This is a genomic window from Streptomyces sp. NPDC050560, from assembly GCF_044457285.1.
Taxonomy (GTDB): domain Bacteria; phylum Actinomycetota; class Actinomycetes; order Streptomycetales; family Streptomycetaceae; genus Streptomyces.
Window position 1 is genome coordinate 753,745 of record NZ_JBITGT010000001.1, and the last position, 14,944, is coordinate 768,688.

The 14,944-nt window shown below is 74.7% G+C and carries 9 protein-coding genes; 4 read left to right on the plus strand and 5 right to left on the minus strand.

Features of this window, described 5'->3' with window-relative positions; genetic code table 11:
• Positions 1–83 precede the first annotated feature (83 nt).
• From ACIBIW_RS03200 to ACIBIW_RS03210, 3 genes are read right to left on the minus strand one after another with little or no spacing between them, the layout of a single operon-like run.
• Positions 84–1,289, minus strand: coding sequence for a VWA domain-containing protein (locus tag ACIBIW_RS03200; RefSeq protein WP_399331313.1), 1,206 nt, complete (start codon positions 1,287–1,289; stop codon positions 84–86).
• On the minus strand, positions 1,289–3,802 hold the full coding sequence (locus ACIBIW_RS03205) for a DUF5682 family protein (RefSeq protein WP_399331315.1): 2,514 nt from the start codon (positions 3,800–3,802) through the stop codon (positions 1,289–1,291). Before ACIBIW_RS03205 ends, ACIBIW_RS03200 begins: the two co-directional genes overlap by 1 nt.
• A complete protein-coding gene (locus tag ACIBIW_RS03210; RefSeq protein WP_399331317.1) occupies positions 3,799–4,968 on the minus strand; it encodes an AAA family ATPase in 1,170 nt (389 codons plus the stop codon). Before ACIBIW_RS03210 ends, ACIBIW_RS03205 begins: the two co-directional genes overlap by 4 nt.
• Positions 4,969–5,097: 129 nt before the next feature.
• On the opposite strand from ACIBIW_RS03210, the gene ACIBIW_RS03215 reads away from it, so the two are divergent.
• Together ACIBIW_RS03215 and ACIBIW_RS03220 are read left to right on the plus strand one after the other, a co-directional pair.
• Positions 5,098–6,465 carry an SWIM zinc finger family protein gene (locus tag ACIBIW_RS03215; RefSeq protein ID WP_399331319.1) on the plus strand — a complete coding sequence of 456 codons (1,368 nt, stop codon included), beginning with the start codon at positions 5,098–5,100 and terminating at the stop codon, positions 6,463–6,465.
• Positions 6,466–6,565: 100 nt separating this feature from the next.
• Complete coding sequence (locus tag ACIBIW_RS03220) at positions 6,566–8,230, plus strand: DUF5691 domain-containing protein (RefSeq protein ID WP_399331321.1); 1,665 nt, start codon at positions 6,566–6,568, stop codon at positions 8,228–8,230.
• Positions 8,231–8,330: 100 nt separating this feature from the next.
• Here ACIBIW_RS03220 and ACIBIW_RS03225 read toward each other — a convergent pair whose 3' ends face one another.
• Entirely contained in the window at positions 8,331–8,747 is a 417-nt protein-coding gene (locus tag ACIBIW_RS03225) for a cobalamin B12-binding domain-containing protein (RefSeq protein ID WP_399331323.1), read from the minus strand.
• Positions 8,748–9,089: 342 nt separating this feature from the next.
• On the opposite strand from ACIBIW_RS03225, the gene ACIBIW_RS03230 reads away from it, so the two are divergent.
• Positions 9,090–10,070 (plus strand): esterase/lipase family protein, encoded by a 981-nt coding sequence (locus ACIBIW_RS03230; protein WP_399331325.1) that lies wholly within the window; start codon positions 9,090–9,092, stop codon positions 10,068–10,070.
• A gap of 344 nt (positions 10,071–10,414) precedes the next feature.
• Positions 10,415–12,217: a M23 family metallopeptidase gene (locus ACIBIW_RS03235; RefSeq protein ID WP_399331327.1), complete on the plus strand. Its 1,803-nt coding sequence runs from the start codon at positions 10,415–10,417 to the stop codon at positions 12,215–12,217.
• A gap of 67 nt (positions 12,218–12,284) precedes the next feature.
• Here ACIBIW_RS03235 and pcrA read toward each other — a convergent pair whose 3' ends face one another.
• The gene (gene pcrA, locus ACIBIW_RS03240) at positions 12,285–14,801 is read right to left on the minus strand and encodes a DNA helicase PcrA (protein ID WP_399331329.1); all 2,517 of its coding nucleotides are present in this window, start codon (positions 14,799–14,801) and stop codon (positions 12,285–12,287) included.
• Positions 14,802–14,944 lie beyond the last annotated feature (143 nt).

The window sequence follows — 14,944 nt, forward strand, 5'->3', positions numbered from 1 at the left end:
CCGGTCGCTACACCTCCCTAAATCGCAGGTCACACCTGAGCGGTGATACGGGTCACAGAGTGCCACCCCGGCGCCGTGCCCGGTCAGGCACCGGCGTCGGGCACGGGCACAGGGCGCTTCTCGATCGCGGCGGCCATCACCTCGGGGAAGAGGTCGGGGGTGCAGGCGAAGGCGGGGGCACCGAGTGCCGCGAGCGCGGACGCGTGCTCCCGGTCGTAGGCGGGGGCGCCCTCGTCGGAGAGCGCGAGCAACGTGACGAACTGCACTCCGGCGGCCTTCATCGCGGCCACCCGCTTCAGCATCTCGTCGCGTATCCCGCCCTCGTACAGGTCGGATATCAGGACGACGACGGTCTCCGAGGGGCGGGTGATCCGCGACTGGCAGTACGCGAGCGCGCGGTTGATGTCCGTGCCGCCGCCGAGCTGGGTGCCGAAGAGGACGTCCACCGGGTCGTCGAGGTCGTCGGTGAGGTCGACGACGTTCGTGTCGAACACCACGAGACGGGTCGCGATGGACCGCATCGACGCGAGCACCGCCCCGAACACCGACGCGTACACCACGGACGCCGCCATCGAGCCCGACTGGTCGATACAGAGGACGACCTCCTTCTTGACGGACTGCGCCGCGCGCCCGTAGCCGATCAGCCGCTCGGGGACGACCGTGCGGTACTCGGGCAGGTAGTTCTTGAGGTTGGCCGCGATGGTGCGGTTCCAGTCGATGTCGCGGTGGCGGGGGCGGTTGATCCTGGCGCTGCGGTCGAGGGCGCCGGTGAGCGTGGCCCTCGTCCGGGTGGCGAGGCGCCGCTCCAGGTCCTGGACGACCTTGCGGACCACGGCCCGCGCGGTCTCCCTTGTGGTCTCGGGCAGCGCCTTGTTCAGCGAGAGCAGGGTGCCGACGAGGTGCACGTCGGGTTCCACCGCCTCCAGCATCTCCGGTTCGAGCAGCAGCGTGGACAGGCCGAGCCTGTCGATCGCGTCGCGCTGCATGACCTGGACGACGGAGGACGGGAAGTACGTCCTGATGTCGCCGAGCCAGCGGGCGACGGACGGCGCGGAGCCCCCGAGCCCCGCGGAGCGCTCCCTGCCGCGCTGCTGTCCGCCGCCGCCCGAGCCGTAGAGCGCGGCGAGCGCGCCGTCCATCGCCGTGTCCGTGCCGCCGAGGCAGGCGCCGGTGCCGTCGGCCTCGCCGCCGCCGAGTACCAGGCGCCAGCGCCGCAGCCGCTCCGCCGCCGGGTCGGCGCCCGCCTCTGCGGGTGCCTGCTCCCGCTCTGCCGTGTCCGCCGCGCCCATCACGCCACTCCCGCCGCTGTCCGGTTCCTGCCACTGTCGTCGTCGTGCTCGGCGCCCGCCGCGGCCGTGTCCGCCGCGGGCGTGGCGCCGATGCCGAGCATCAGGGCGAGCACGGGCACCACGGCGTCCGCGCGGGCCAGGTCGGGCTCGGCGCCGAAGCCGGGCACCGCGCCGTCGCCCGCCGCGGGCGCGTGCCCGCCCGCGGGGCCGCGCCGCACCAGCTCCCCCAGGGTGCGGCGCACGCCGGGCTCGTAGGCGGAGAACGTGCGCCGCAGCAGCGGCAGTACGTCGGTGAACGCGGCGTCGGGCACGGCCGCGAGCCAGCCGTCGACGAGGGCGAGCAGCCGCTCGTCGTGGACGAGGAGCATGCCGCCGCCCGCCGCGCCGCCGACGAAGCCGTCGATCCAGGCGGCGGCCTCGGGCGGCGGGGTGCCGGGGGACAGCGCGAGGCCCATCAGGCGCGCCGCCTCGTCCTCGGTGGTCTCGCCCTCGTCGAGCAGCAGCCGCGCGGCCCGCCCGCGCAGCACCCCGGGTACGGAGTCACGGCCCGTGAGGTTGCGCAGCACCGCGTGCCAGCGGTGGCGCATCCCGGTGGGACGGGGGGCGCCGGGCGCCTCGGCGGCGGGCGCGTCCGGTGCGGCCGTCGCGCCCGCCAGCAGGCCGACGGCCGTGTGCACGGCGTCGACATGGCGGCGCATTCCGGCGGCGGCGTCCGCGTCCAGGGACGAGCAGGCGGGTGGCAGGCCGACGAAGACGCGTTCGGCGAGGCCCTCGGCGACCTCGGCGAGCGCGTGCACGTCGGTGCCGCGTACGTCGCCGTAGCGCAGCGAGCGGACCAGGGCGGGCAGGGCCTGGGCGAGCTGGCCGATGTCGGCGTCGACCGCGGCGCGGTCGGCGAGGACGCGCATCACGACGGGCAGCGCGTCGGGCAGCTCCGCGAGCAGGCAGCGCTCGGCGAGCGCCGTGACCTCCCCGAGGCTGTCCGCCGCCACGGCGTCGGCCGCGGCCCTCGCGGTGGCGGCGCCGAGCACCGTGGTGCCCCAGATGCCGGCCTCGGCCACACGCACGGACAGCTCGGGCTCCCAGTGCAGCCGCCAGGACTCGCGGAAGGTGCCGGTGCCGCGGCTCGCCACGGGCTCGCCCCACTCGACGCCGAGCAGCCGCAGCCGGTGCAGCAGCCTGCTGCGGGCGGCGTCGTTGTCACCGCGCAGGTCCAGGTCGAGGTCGCGGTCGAGGGCCTCGGGCTTGAGGCGCAGCGAGCGCTGGAGGCGGGCCAGGTCGCGCTGGAGCGGGACGGCGGGTGCCGCGTCGGGCACCTCGCCCAGCACGTCGCCGACGACGAGCCGGTCCTGGATGAGCGCGAGCGGGACCTCGGAGCCCTCGCACATCACGGCCCGTATGGCGTCGGTGGTCTCGCCGAGCCCGGCCAACGGGCGCCCGCGCATGACCGCCAGGGTCTCCGCGAGCCTGACGGCCTCGATGACATGGGCGGAGGACACGATGCGGTCCTCGTCCCGCAGCAGCCCCGCGACCTTGGTCATCCAGCGCTCCACCGGGCGGTCCTGGCTGTGGAACAGGTGCCCGTACCAGCCGGGGGATTCGATGCCCGCGCCGTAGCCGCTGCCGCGGGCCAGCCTGCGGTGCGTCCAGGGCACCCAGGTCAGGTCGGCCTTCACCTTGGGCAGGCCCTTCAGAAGCGCCTTGTCCGCCGCGACGGTGGTACGGCGGCGCAGCGCGGGCACGTGCCAGGCGCCGCAGACCACCGCGAGGCCGTCGCCGAACTCCTTCGCGTACGCGCGCGCCTTGAGCCGCATATGGGCCTCGCGCACCAGGTCGCGCTCGCTGTCGTGCTCCCCGTACGCCTCACGGAGCGCGCCCATGGCGTCGGCGAGCGCCGCGAAGGGGGCGAACGCGTCGGCGCCCGCACCGCGGTGCTCGACGACGTCCTCCCACCAGCGCTCGGGGTCCTCGTAGCCCGCGGTCCTCGCCAGGACGGCGATGGGGTCCACGCGCGCGGTCTCGGCGGTCTCGCCGTCGTCCCGCCCGTCCCCGCCGTCCCCGTCGTCGCTGCCGCCGTCCCCGTGGTCGCCGTCACCGTCGGTGTGCGGGGCGTCGTCGTCGGGCGCGGGCGCCTCTGCGGCGGCAGGCCCTTCGCGCCAGGCGAGGCTGTGGGCGGCGGGCAGGTCGATGAAGCGGGCCTGCACGCCGTGCTCGGCGGCCCAGGTGAGGGCGGTCCACTCGGGGGAGAACTCGGCGAACGGCCAGAACGCGGAGCGTCCCGGCTCGTCCACCACGTGCGCGAGGAGCGCGACCGGCGGGCGCATCGCGGGGTCCCCCGCCAGCGCGATCAGCGCGTCCGCCTCGGGCGGGCCCTCGATCAGCACGGCGGGCGGCCGCGCCGCGTCCAGCGCGGCGCGCACCGCGCGCGCCGAGCCGGGGCCGTGGTGCCGCACACCGAGCAGCAGCGGCCCGCCGACCGGGCCCGCGGAGGGCGCCGTGGCAGCGGATGTCATGCGCTGACCTCCCGGCAGGCGCGGTAGAAGTCCTTCCAGCCGTCCCGCTCGCGCACGACGGCCTCCAGGTACTCCTGCCAGACGACGCGGTCGGCGGCCGGGTCGCGGACGACGGCGCCGAGGATTCCGGCGGCGACGTCGGCGGGCCGCAGCACCCCGTCGCCGAAGTGGGCGGCGAGCGCGAGGCCGTTGGTGACGACGGAGATCGCCTCCGCCGTGGACAGGGTGCCGCTCGGCGACTTCACCTTGGTGCGCCCGTCGGTGGTGACACCGTCGCGCAGCTCCCTGAAGACCGTGACGACGCGGCGGATCTCGTCCATGCCCTCGGGCGCCGCGGGCAGGTCGAGCGAGCGGCCGATCTGGTCGACCCGCCGGGACACGATCTCCACCTCCGCGTCCGGGCTCTCCGGCAGCGGCAGCACCACCGTGTTGAAGCGGCGGCGCAGGGCGCTGGAGAGGTCGTTGACACCGCGGTCGCGGTCGTTGGCCGTGGCGATCAGGTTGAAGCCGCGGACCGCCTGGACCTCCTGGCCCAGCTCGGGGATCGGCAGGGTCTTCTCCGACAGGATGGTGATCAGGGTGTCCTGGACGTCGGCCGGGATACGGGTCAGCTCCTCGACCCTGGCGGTCATCCCGTCGGACATGGCGCGCATCACGGGGCTCGGCACCAGGGCGTCGCGGCTGGGGCCGTGCGCGAGGAGCTGCGCGTAGTTCCACCCGTAGCGGATGGCCTCCTCGGGCGTGCCCGCGGTGCCCTGCACCAGCAGCGTCGAGTCGCCGCTCACGGCCGCCGCCAGGTGCTCGGACACCCAGGTCTTCGCCGTGCCGGGCACGCCGAGCAGCAGCAGGGCGCGGTCGGTGGCGAGGGTGGTGACGGCGACCTCGACGATGCGCCTGGGGCCCACGTACTTGGGTGTGATCACCGTGCCGTCGGGGAGGGTGCCGCCGAGGAGGTACGTGGCGACGGCCCACGGGGAGAGCCGCCAGCGGGCCGGGCGCGGCCGGTCGTCCTGCGCGGCGAGCGCGGCCAGCTCCGCGGCGAACGCGTCCTCGGCGTGCGCCCGCAGAACGCCCTGCTCCTGGCCTGGCGCCCCTTCGGAGCCGGCCTCGGCGGGCGGCGCCGCCTCGGTGGGTGCGGCCGTGGGTGCGGGCATGGGTGCAGACATGGAGCGGTCCCCCTCCAGCGTGGGCTGTGAATGGTGCCACCGTGCCGCATGGCACTGACAATCCGCCCTGACCTGCGGCGACTTCCTCGGCACCCGGCATTGTCAGTGCCGGGTCCTACGGTCGGTGACATGACTCAGCAGGGGGTGCGCTGGACGGCGGATCAGGTGCTGGCACTTGCTCCTGACGCCTCGTCGCGCAAGGCGGGAAGCAGGCTCGGCGAGGCCGGGCCGTGGTCGCGGACGGGCGCGGGCGAGAGGGCGCTGTGGGGCCTGTGCAAGGGCAGCGGCAAGAATCCGTACCAGACCGTCGTGGACTTCGCGGGCTCCTCGGGGCCCGCGTTCAAGTGCAGTTGTCCGAGCAGGAAGTTCCCGTGCAAGCACGCGCTGGGGCTGCTGCTGCTCTGGTCCTCGGGCGAGTCCGGGGTGCCGGGCTCCGACGAGGTGCCCGACTGGGCGGGGCAGTGGCTCTCCGGGCGGCGGGAGCGCGCCGGGCAGCGGGCGGCGCCCGCGGCCGCCACGCCGGAGGCCGAGGAGGCGACGAGGCGCAAGGCACAGAGCCGGGCGGCCAGGCGCGCCGACCGGATCACCGCGGGCGTCGAGGAGTTGGAGGAGCGGCTGTCCGACCTGCTGCGCGGCGGCATCGCCTCGGCGGAGCAGGCGGGGTACGGCTGGTGGGACGAGACGGCGGCCAGGATGGTCGACGCGCAGGCGCCCGGGCTCGCCTCCCGGGTGCGCGAGTTGGGGGCGGTCGCGGCCTCGGGCCCCGGCTGGCCGGTGCGGCTCCTTGAGGAGTGCGCGCTGCTGCACCTGCTGGACCGCGCGTGGCAGCGCAGGGACGAACTGCCCGAGGGCCAGGCCGCGTCGGTGCGCTCCAGGATCGGTCTGACGCCGCCGGTGGCCGGGGAGCCCGAGCGCGACCGCTGGCTGGTGCTGTCCCAGTCCGACTCGGCCGCGGGCCATCTGACGACACGCAAGTCGTGGCTGTACGGGGCCGCCTCGGGCCGTACGGCGCTGCTGCTCTCGTTCGGTGCCGCGGGCCGCGCGCCGACGCTCGCGCTGCCGGTGGGGCTGACCCTGGACGCGGAGGTTTCCTGGCGGGAGGGCCCGGTGCGGCAGCGCGCCGAGCTGGGCGAGCAGTTCGACACGGTGCACGAGGCGGTGCGCCCGCCGGGCGTCGCCATGGAGCGGGCGCTCGCGGAGTACGGGGCGGCGCTGCGCGACGACCCCTGGCTCGACGCGGTGCCGGTGGCGCTCGGCCCGGTGGTCCCGGTGCCGGGGGACGACGGCTGGCAGTTGGCGGACCCGGCCGCGGGCACCGCGCTCCCGGTGGCGCGCGGCGCCTCGGCCGCGGGTCTTTGGCGGCTCGCGTCGGTCTCGGGCGGCGAGCCCGTCACCGTGTTCGGCGAGTGCGGCCACCGCGGCTTCCTGCCGCTGGCGGTCTGGCCCGCGGGCGCGCGGGAGGCGGACGGCACGCGCGCGTTGGTGACGCTGTGCTGAGGCGGTACGGCCGCCGTGCGGCGGCGGGGTGCGGCGGCGCCGCGCGCGGCACGCGCCGTACGGCATCGGGTGGGGACGCGGACAGGGGAGGAAGCACGCGATGACGACGGGGAACGGCACCACGGAGGCCGAAGGGGCGAGGGCGGGGCTCGGGGTGCCCTGGGAGGAGTTGGTGACGGCGGCGCTGCTCGGCACGGAGCGGCGCAGGCCGCCGGTGCCGCCCGCGGGCCGCCCCGCGCCGGTGGCGCTGCTCGACGCCGCCGCCGTACGGACGGTGTGGCGGCGGGCGGGGCTGCGGCCCGCGCCCGCGCGGCAGGGGCCCGGGGCGGTGGCGCCCGACCCGCGGCCCGCGCTGCCGCCCGCAGCGGCCGACCGGCTGGCGACGCTGCTCGCCGACCGCCAGGCCACGAGCGGCAGGCGGGGTACGACGCCGGATCTGAAGGAGCTGCTTCCGCAGTGGCTCGCGGCGGCCAACGCCGGTGGCTTCGCCGCGCCGCCCGAGCTGGTGCCCGCGCTGCTCGACGCCGCGCGCGGGCGCACCGATCTGCGGCCCCAGGTGCTGGCGTTCACGGGCGCGCGCGCCCGCTGGCTCGCCGGGCTCAATCCCGACTGGAAGTTCGCGCTGCGCGCCGCCGGGTCCCCCGCGGGGGACGGCGCGCCCGTGCCGCGGGAGCGCGCGGTGCTGCTGTGGGACGAGGGGCTGTTCGCGGAGCGGGTGGCGCTGCTGTCCGCGCTGCGGTCCCAGGACCGCGCGCTGGCGCGGGAGTTGCTGGCGGGGACATGGGCGAAGGAGCGGGCGGAGGACCGGCTGATGTTCCTGGACTCGCTGCGCTTCGGCCTCGAAGCGGACGACGAGCCGTTCCTCGAACGGGCACTGGCCGACCGCAGCCGCAACGTACGCGCGGTGGCGGCGGAGCTGCTTTCCGCGCTGCCCGGCTCGGCGCTTGCCGCGCGGATGGCCGAGCGCGCCTTCGCGTGCGTGTCGCTCGACGAGACCAGGCAGGCGCTCGTGGTCGAGCCCCCGCGCGGGTGTGACGCGGCGATGGAGCGCGACGGGGTGGTGCAGAAGCCGCCGTCGGGGCGTGGCGAGCGTGCCTGGTGGTTCGGGCAGGTGGTGGAGGCGACGCCGCTTCGGGTGTGGGGCGAGCGGTTCGGCGGCAGGACGCCGTCGGATCTTGTGGGTCTCGCGGTCGACGACGGCGCGGTCGACTGGGCGCACGAGTTGCACGGCGCGTGGTGCAGGGCCGCGGTGCGCCAGCGGGACGCCGAGTGGTCACGGGCGCTGCTCGACGAGCCCGCGGCGCTCGGCACGGACCCCGAGCCGCCGGTGGTGTCGCTGGCCGAGCGGTCGAAGCTGCTGGCGGCGCTGCCCGCGCGGGCGCGCGCCGAGTGGGTGGCGGGCTTCATCGCCGCGCACGGCCTGTCCGAGGCGTTCCAACTGCTCGGCGGGTGCGCGGTGCCGTGGGCGGAACCGCTCGGCGGGGTCGTCGTGGACGCGCTGAACATCGCGCGTGACTCGGGCAGTTACCCCTGGAGCTTCAGCGGGGTGATGGGCCTGGCCGAGCGGTGCCTCGACCCGTCGCAGGCGCCGCGCCTCGAAGCGCTCACGGCGGTGCCCGAGGACGGCGAGGACTCCTCGCCGGGCGCGGGTGCCTACTGGGCCGAGGCGTTCCAGCGGCTGGCGAGCACGCTGCGGCTGCGGGCGGCGATGCACGCGGAACTGGCCGCGCCCGGCGGGGCGGAGGGGGGCGCGGGCACGGGGTGAGCACCCGCGCGGGGCGCGGAAGCGGCGGCGCGAGGCGCGGAGGCGGCGGCGCGCGGGGGCGGCGCCGGGCCCGCGGCAGGGGTCCGGTGCACGCGGGTGGTCAGGCCCCGGCGGGCTGGCGCACGTTGGCGCGCACCCACTCCACGATGGAGGCGGTGGTGGCGCCGGGGGTGAAGATCTCCGCGACGCCCTTCTCCTTGAGCGGGGGGATGTCGGCCTCGGGGATGATGCCGCCGCCGAAGACCTTGATGTCGGCGGCGTCACGCTCTTCGAGAAGCTCGATCACGCGGGCGAAGAGGGTGTTGTGCGCGCCGGAGAGTATCGAGAGGCCGATCGCGTCGGCGTCCTCCTGGATCGCGGTGTCGACGACCTGCTCGGGCGTCTGGTGCAGGCCGGTGTAGATGACCTCCATACCGGCGTCGCGCAGCGCGCGTGCGATGACCTTGGCCCCCCGGTCGTGGCCGTCGAGTCCCGGCTTGGCGACCACCACGCGGAGCGGACCGGCTGCCACATCCATGAATGCCTCCCTCGTACCGGCCGGTACCGAGCAGTACCGCGTACCCACCCTGTCCGGTGCGCCCGGCCGCTGCCGGGCACGGCGATCCTCACCCGCGCCGCCGGGCGCGAGTGAACGAACGTTATCGCCAGCATCCCGCACCCCGCAGTTTTACGCCTCGGACAGAGGGGGAAATCACAGAAGGGAACAGACAAGTGCAGCGCGGGCGTGCGGGACGACGCGGGGACCACCGCCGGGCGCACGCGCAGCCGTGGACGGCCCTCCCGACCGGGGCGGCGGCCCGCGGTCCATGAAGGCGCCAGGGGACAGAGCGGTCCTCCGTGCGCCGACGGGAGGTCGACCATGGAGACCACCAGGATTCTTCCGTTCCTGCCGCCGCTTCCGGCGCTCTCCTCCCTCGCCCCTCCGGGCGGCCCCCTCTCGCTCCTGCCGCGTCTCCCGCTGTCCCTCGTCGCCAGGCTGCCCCGGCCGCCGCTGCCCGCGTGGCCCGTACTGCCGCTGCCGCGGCTCGCGCCCGCCGCCCCCGCGCTCCCGGTGGACCTGCTGAAGTCGGCGGCGCTCGAACTGGCAATCCTGACCGGGCACCTGCTCCTCTACCCCTCGGGCATCCTCCAGGAGCGCAGGCCGCGCACCGCCGCGCCGTCCGGCACGAGCGCGTTCGTCCGCAGCGGCGGCCCCCCAGTGGTGCTGCTGCACGGCTTCATCGACAACCGCTCGGTGTTCGTGCTGCTGCGGCATCTGCTCGCCGAGCACGGCAGGCGGCACGTGGAGTCGTTCAACCACTCCCCCGTGACCGGCGACGTCCGCTGGGCGGCGCTGCGCCTCGCGGACCGTATCGAGGAGATCAGGGCGCGCACCGGCAGCCCCGAGGTGGACATCGTGGGCCACAGCCTGGGCGGTCTCATCGCGCGCTACTACGTCCAGCGCCTCGGCGGCGACGACCGGGTGCGCACGCTGGTCACGCTGGGCACCCCGCACTCGGGGACCAGGGCGGTGCCCGCGCTGACGGCGCTGCCGATCGTGCGCCAGATGCGGCCAGGCTCCGATCTGCTGGACGAGTTGGGCGAGCCTGCGCCGGGCTGCCGTACCCGCTTCGTGAGCTTCTGGAGCACCCTCGACGAGATCATGGACCCGCCGGAATCGGCCGCCCTCGACCATCCGGACCTTCTGACGCACAACGTACGTGTCACCGGAATCGGTCATCTCGCGCTTCCCGTCCATCCCACGGTCACCGCGCGGGTACGGCAGGTGCTCGACGAGGGCGGGGTGTCCGACGCGGCCGGAGGCCCCGGTTCCGCCACCGGCGGCCTGACCGTGGCGTAAGCCCCCCGAGCGACACCAGCGGGCGCTGCCGTTGCGCCGTTCGGGTGAACCGGAGGGGGCCTTCGGCGGCCCGCAAGCGCGGTCGAGCAGAGTGCGGCGAAGAAGAGGAGACGCGCCCCGGATTCGAACGGTTGTCGAACGAAAGATCAAGGCCGCGCAAGTGATCCGCCGAAAGGCGGCTGAATGCCCGGTTCTCGCGGCCCGGAAACCCGGCGAAGATTGTCGCGCCCTCATACCGGCGGGTACAGTCGCCGCACTGCTCTGCCTCTGGGGGGCGGTGACGTCGACGGCTCCGCCGCCGACCTGGCTCCCCAGCCCCTGCTGTCGAGGCGAAAGAGAAGTTGGTGGAAGACCGTCACCCGCCGGGGACCGCGTATCCCCCGGCACCGGCTCCGAACGCCGACTACGCGCCTTATGGGTCGTATGACCCGCAGAGCGCTCAGTACGGCGACTACGCCGGGTATGACGGTAACGGCACCAACGCCTATGGCCATACGGATTATTCCGGCTACCAGGCATACGACGCCGCCTCCGCGGGCTATCAGGGCGCCACCGCGACCGCCACGGCGACCGGCTCCTTCGAGGCCGACCCCCTCTTCGGCGACATGCCGGGCGAGGCCGCGCCGGGCGCCGCCTGGGGCACCGACGGCGCGGGCACCGCGTACGACCCGTACGCCGCACCGGGGCCCGACGCCTCCTACGGCGGCCAGGACCTGACGGGCGCCTGGGGCATCCCGGGACAGACGGGCCACGGCGACTCGGGCCAGTGGGACTCCACCGCGTGGAACGCGTCGGCCACCTACGCCGACGGCCAACTCCCCTACGGCGACTACGGCGACCAGTCCTACGACGGCTACGGCGCCCCCGCGCAGCACCCCTACGCGGCGGGCCCCGAGGCGGGCGCGTACGAGACGCAGGTCTTCGAGACGAGCGCCTACGAGGCCCAGGCGGCGACGCAGGTATTCGACGGGCAGACGTTCACCACGAGCACCTTCGGGACGGTGGACCCGCAGGCGCCCTACGGCGCGGCGGCCACCCAGACCTGGGCCGCGGCGCCCGCGACGGCGGAGGAGTTCGCCGCCGCGGCCACCCAGACCTTCCAGCACGCCTTCGCCCAGCCGACCGCCGCCGACCCCGACGGCGCGCGGTCCCACGGCGGCGCCGGGGACGCGGAGTACGGTGACGGGCTGCGGGACACCGGCGAACTGCCCCCGCTCGACGGCACGGACGCCACGGCGGGCCACGACGGGTACGACCCCGCGGACCCCGACGCCTACGACCCCGCGGACCTCGACGCGTACGAGTCCCCCGACGCGTACGACGCCCACGACCCGGCTGACGAGGGTGAGCGGCTGTCACCCGTGGGCGCTCCGGCGGGCGGCCGGGCCGCGGCCCGGCAGGCGCCGCGTTCGCGAGCACGGCGCAAGGGGCCCGCGAAGCGTTCGGCGCTGCTGACCGTGGCGGTGCCCTCCGCGTGTGTGATGGGTGTCGCGGGCATCGCCGCCGCCTCCGTGGACGGGCTCGGCGGCGACGCCAAGGAGACCACGGCGACCGCGCCCGACCCGGGTTCTGTGCGGCCCGCAGCGGCCAACAACAAGCTCGACACCCAGCTCGAACACCTCTCGGCCGACGCGGGCGACTTCGCCGACCGGGCGAGCCGCACCCAGGAGCGCATGGACCTGGCGGCCAAGAAGGAGGCGGAGAAGAAGAAGGAGCAGGAGGAGGAGGCGCGCAAGGAGCGGCTGCGCCCCAAGTTCGTGCTGCCGGTCAAGCAGCACGGCCTCAGCGCCTACTTCGGGCAGGCGGGCGTCAACTGGATGTCGGTGCACACCGGCATCGACTTCCCCGTGCAGTACGGCACGGCGGTGTTCTCCGCGATCGACGGGACCGTGCGCACGCAGTACAACTCGGCCTACGGCAACATGGCGATCGTCACCGCCAAGGACGGCACCGAGACCTGGTACTGCCATCTGTCGGGGTACTCGGTGCCCAGCGGCACCGTCGTCCAGGCGGGCGACCAGATCGCGCTGTCCGGCAGCTCCGGCAACTCCACGGGCCCGCACATGCACTTCGAGGTGCGCCCGGGCGGCGGCGCCGCCGTCGACCCGCTGCCGTGGCTGCGCAGCCACGGCCTCGACCCCACCTGACCCGGCCAGGGCACACCGCCTGCCGCCCGCGGGCACGGGCGGCGAACGGGCCACCGGCGACCGGCGACTACAGCTTCTCGACCGGTGCGTACCGCAGCAGCAGCCGCTTCGGCTTGGGGTCGCCGAAGTCGATGGTCGCTTCCGCGTTGCCCCCCGTGCCCTTCACTCCGACGACCGTGCCGAGGCCGAACTGGTCGTGGGTGACGCGGTCGCCCACCGCCAGCGAGATGGCGGGCTTCTCGGTCGCCCTGCGGGTCGCGAAGCCCGGCACGCCGGAGCCGCGCGAGCGGGACGACGACAGGGCGGCGGCGACCGAACCCGCGGTGGCCGTCGGCTGGGCGGCCCCGGTGCGCTTCCAGTCCACGTGCTCGCCGGGGATCTCCTCCAGGAAGCGCGACGGGGGGTTGTACGAGGGCTGGCCCCACGCGCTGCGCAGGGTGGACCTGGTCACGTACAGCCGCTCGCGGGCGCGGGTGATGCCCACGTAGGCGAGCCGGCGCTCCTCCTCAAGCTCCTTGGCCTGGCCGAGGGCGCGCATGTGCGGGAAGACGCCGTCCTCCATGCCGGTCAGGAACACCACGGGGAACTCCAGGCCCTTGGCGGTGTGCAGCGTCATCAGCGTGATGACGCCCGCGCCCTCCTCGTCCTCGTCGGGGATCTGGTCGGAGTCGGCGACGAGGGCGACCTGTTCGAGGAAGTCGGCGAGGGTGCCCGCGTCCTCCTCGCCGCGCGCCTGCTCGAACTCCAGGGCGACGGCGGCGAGTTCCTGCAAGTTCTCGATACGGGTCTCGTCCTGGGGGTCGGTGGACGCCTGGAGTTCGGCGAGGTAGCCGGTCTGTTCGAGGACGGCTTCGAGGACCGTGGCGGGGCCGGCGCCGGACTCGACGACCGTGCGCAGGCCCTCCATGAGGGTGTTGAAGCGCTTGACCGCGTTCGCGGAGCGCGCCGCCATGCCGTACGCCTCGTCGACGCGGCGCAGGGCGGCGGGGAACGTGATCTTCTCGCGCTGCGCGAGGGCGTCGATCATGGCCTCGGCGCGGTCTCCGATGCCGCGCTTGGGCACGTTGAGGATGCGGCGCAGCGGCACCGAGTCCTCCGCGTTGGCGAGGACGCGCAGATAGGCGAGGACGTCCCTGACCTCGCGCCGCTCGTAGAAGCGGACGCCGCCGACGACCTTGTACGGCAGCCCGACCCGGATGAAGATCTCTTCGAAGACACGGGACTGCGCGTTGGTCCGGTAGAAGACGGCGACGTCGCCCGCCTTCGCGTCCCCGGCGTCGGTGAGCCTGTCGATCTCGTCGGCGACGAACTGGGCCTCGTCGTGCTCGGTGTCGGCGACGTAGCCGGTGATGCGCGCGCCCGCGCCCGCGTTGGTCCACAGGTTCTTGGGGCGGCGGCTCTCGTTGCGCTCGATGACCGCGTTGGCGGCGGTGAGGATCGTCTGCGTGGAGCGGTAGTTCTGTTCGAGGAGGATCGTCGTCGCGTTCGGGTAGTCCTCCTCGAACTGGAGGATGTTGCGGATGGTGGCGCCGCGGAAGGCGTAGATCGACTGGTCGGCGTCGCCCACCACGCACAGCTCGGCGGGCGGCACCGCGTCGTCGTCCGTCGCAGGGCTCGCCGCGGGGTCCTCCTGCGCGTCGGGCGCGGGCGGGGTGCCGACCAGCTCGCGGACGAGGGCGTACTGCGCGTGGTTGGTGTCCTGGTACTCGTCGACGAGGACGTGCCGGAAGCGGCGGCGGTAGTGCTCGGCGACGTCGGGGAAGGCGCGCAGCAGGTGGACCGTCGTCATGATGAGGTCGTCGAAGTCGAGGGCGTTGGCCTCGCGCAGCCGCGACTGGTAGAGCGCGTACGCCTGCGCGAGGGTCCGCTCGAAGCTGCCGCCCGTGTCGGACCCCTGGGCGGCGCCCCCGGCCGCCTGCGCGGCGAAGTCCTCCTCGTCGATCAGCTCGTTCTTCAAGTTGGAGATCTTGGCGCTGAACGCCTTGGGCGGGTAGCGCTTGGGGTCCAGCTCCAGGTCGTGGCAGACGAGGGCCATCAGCCGCTTGGAGTCGGCCGCGTCGTAGATCGAGAAGGAGGAGGTGAAGCCGAGCCGCTTCGACTCGCGGCGCAGTATGCGCACGCACGCGCTGTGGAACGTCATGACCCACATCGCGGCGGCGCGCGGCCCGACGAGCTGCTCGACGCGCTCCCTCATCTCGCCCGCGGCCTTGTTGGTGAAGGTGATCGCGAGGATCTGCCCGGGGTGGACGGAGCGGGCCGCGAGGAGGTGGGCGATGCGATGGGTGAGCACCCGGGTCTTGCCGGAGCCCGCGCCCGCGACGATGAGCAGCGGGGAGCCGCTGTGCGTGACGGCGGCGCGCTGCGGGTCGTTCAGCCCCGCGAGGAGGGCGTCCGGGTCCGCCGCGGGGCGTCTGGCGCCGTCGCGGTAGTACGCGGCCCCGGGCGGGGGCGCGTCGAACTTCCCGCCGAACAGGTCCGCCGGGATGTCCTCCGGGGGCCCGTCCTCGGGCGGCGGGGGCTCCTCGCCCGCGGCCGCGGCGGGCTTGAGGTGCGCCAGGAAGCTGTCGTCGAAGAGGCTGCTCATCGTCCCCGAGTCTAGGCGCCCCCACTGACATCCGGGGCGGCCCCCGGACAGCCCGTACCGGCAACCGGAACGGGCCCAAGACGCGAGCACACCGCGACGCACCGCTCACACAGTGCGAACATCACAAAAATGTATCGGGCAAA

Bases quoted from the DNA above. Each gene is read 5' to 3' on its own strand.
- ACIBIW_RS03200 (WP_399331313.1), bottom strand. From the start codon at position 1,289: ATGGGCGCGGCGGACACGGCAGAGCGGGAGCAGGCACCCGCAGAGGCG.
- ACIBIW_RS03205 (WP_399331315.1), bottom strand. From the start codon at position 3,802: ATGACATCCGCTGCCACGGCGCCCTCCGCGGGCCCGGTCGGCGGGCCG.
- ACIBIW_RS03210 (WP_399331317.1), bottom strand. From the start codon at position 4,968: ATGTCTGCACCCATGCCCGCACCCACGGCCGCACCCACCGAGGCGGCG.
- ACIBIW_RS03215 (WP_399331319.1), top strand. From the start codon at position 5,098: ATGACTCAGCAGGGGGTGCGCTGGACGGCGGATCAGGTGCTGGCACTT.
- ACIBIW_RS03220 (WP_399331321.1), top strand. From the start codon at position 6,566: ATGACGACGGGGAACGGCACCACGGAGGCCGAAGGGGCGAGGGCGGGG.
- ACIBIW_RS03225 (WP_399331323.1), bottom strand. From the start codon at position 8,747: ATGGATGTGGCAGCCGGTCCGCTCCGCGTGGTGGTCGCCAAGCCGGGA.
- ACIBIW_RS03230 (WP_399331325.1), top strand. From the start codon at position 9,090: ATGGAGACCACCAGGATTCTTCCGTTCCTGCCGCCGCTTCCGGCGCTC.
- pcrA (WP_399331329.1), bottom strand. From the start codon at position 14,801: ATGAGCAGCCTCTTCGACGACAGCTTCCTGGCGCACCTCAAGCCCGCC.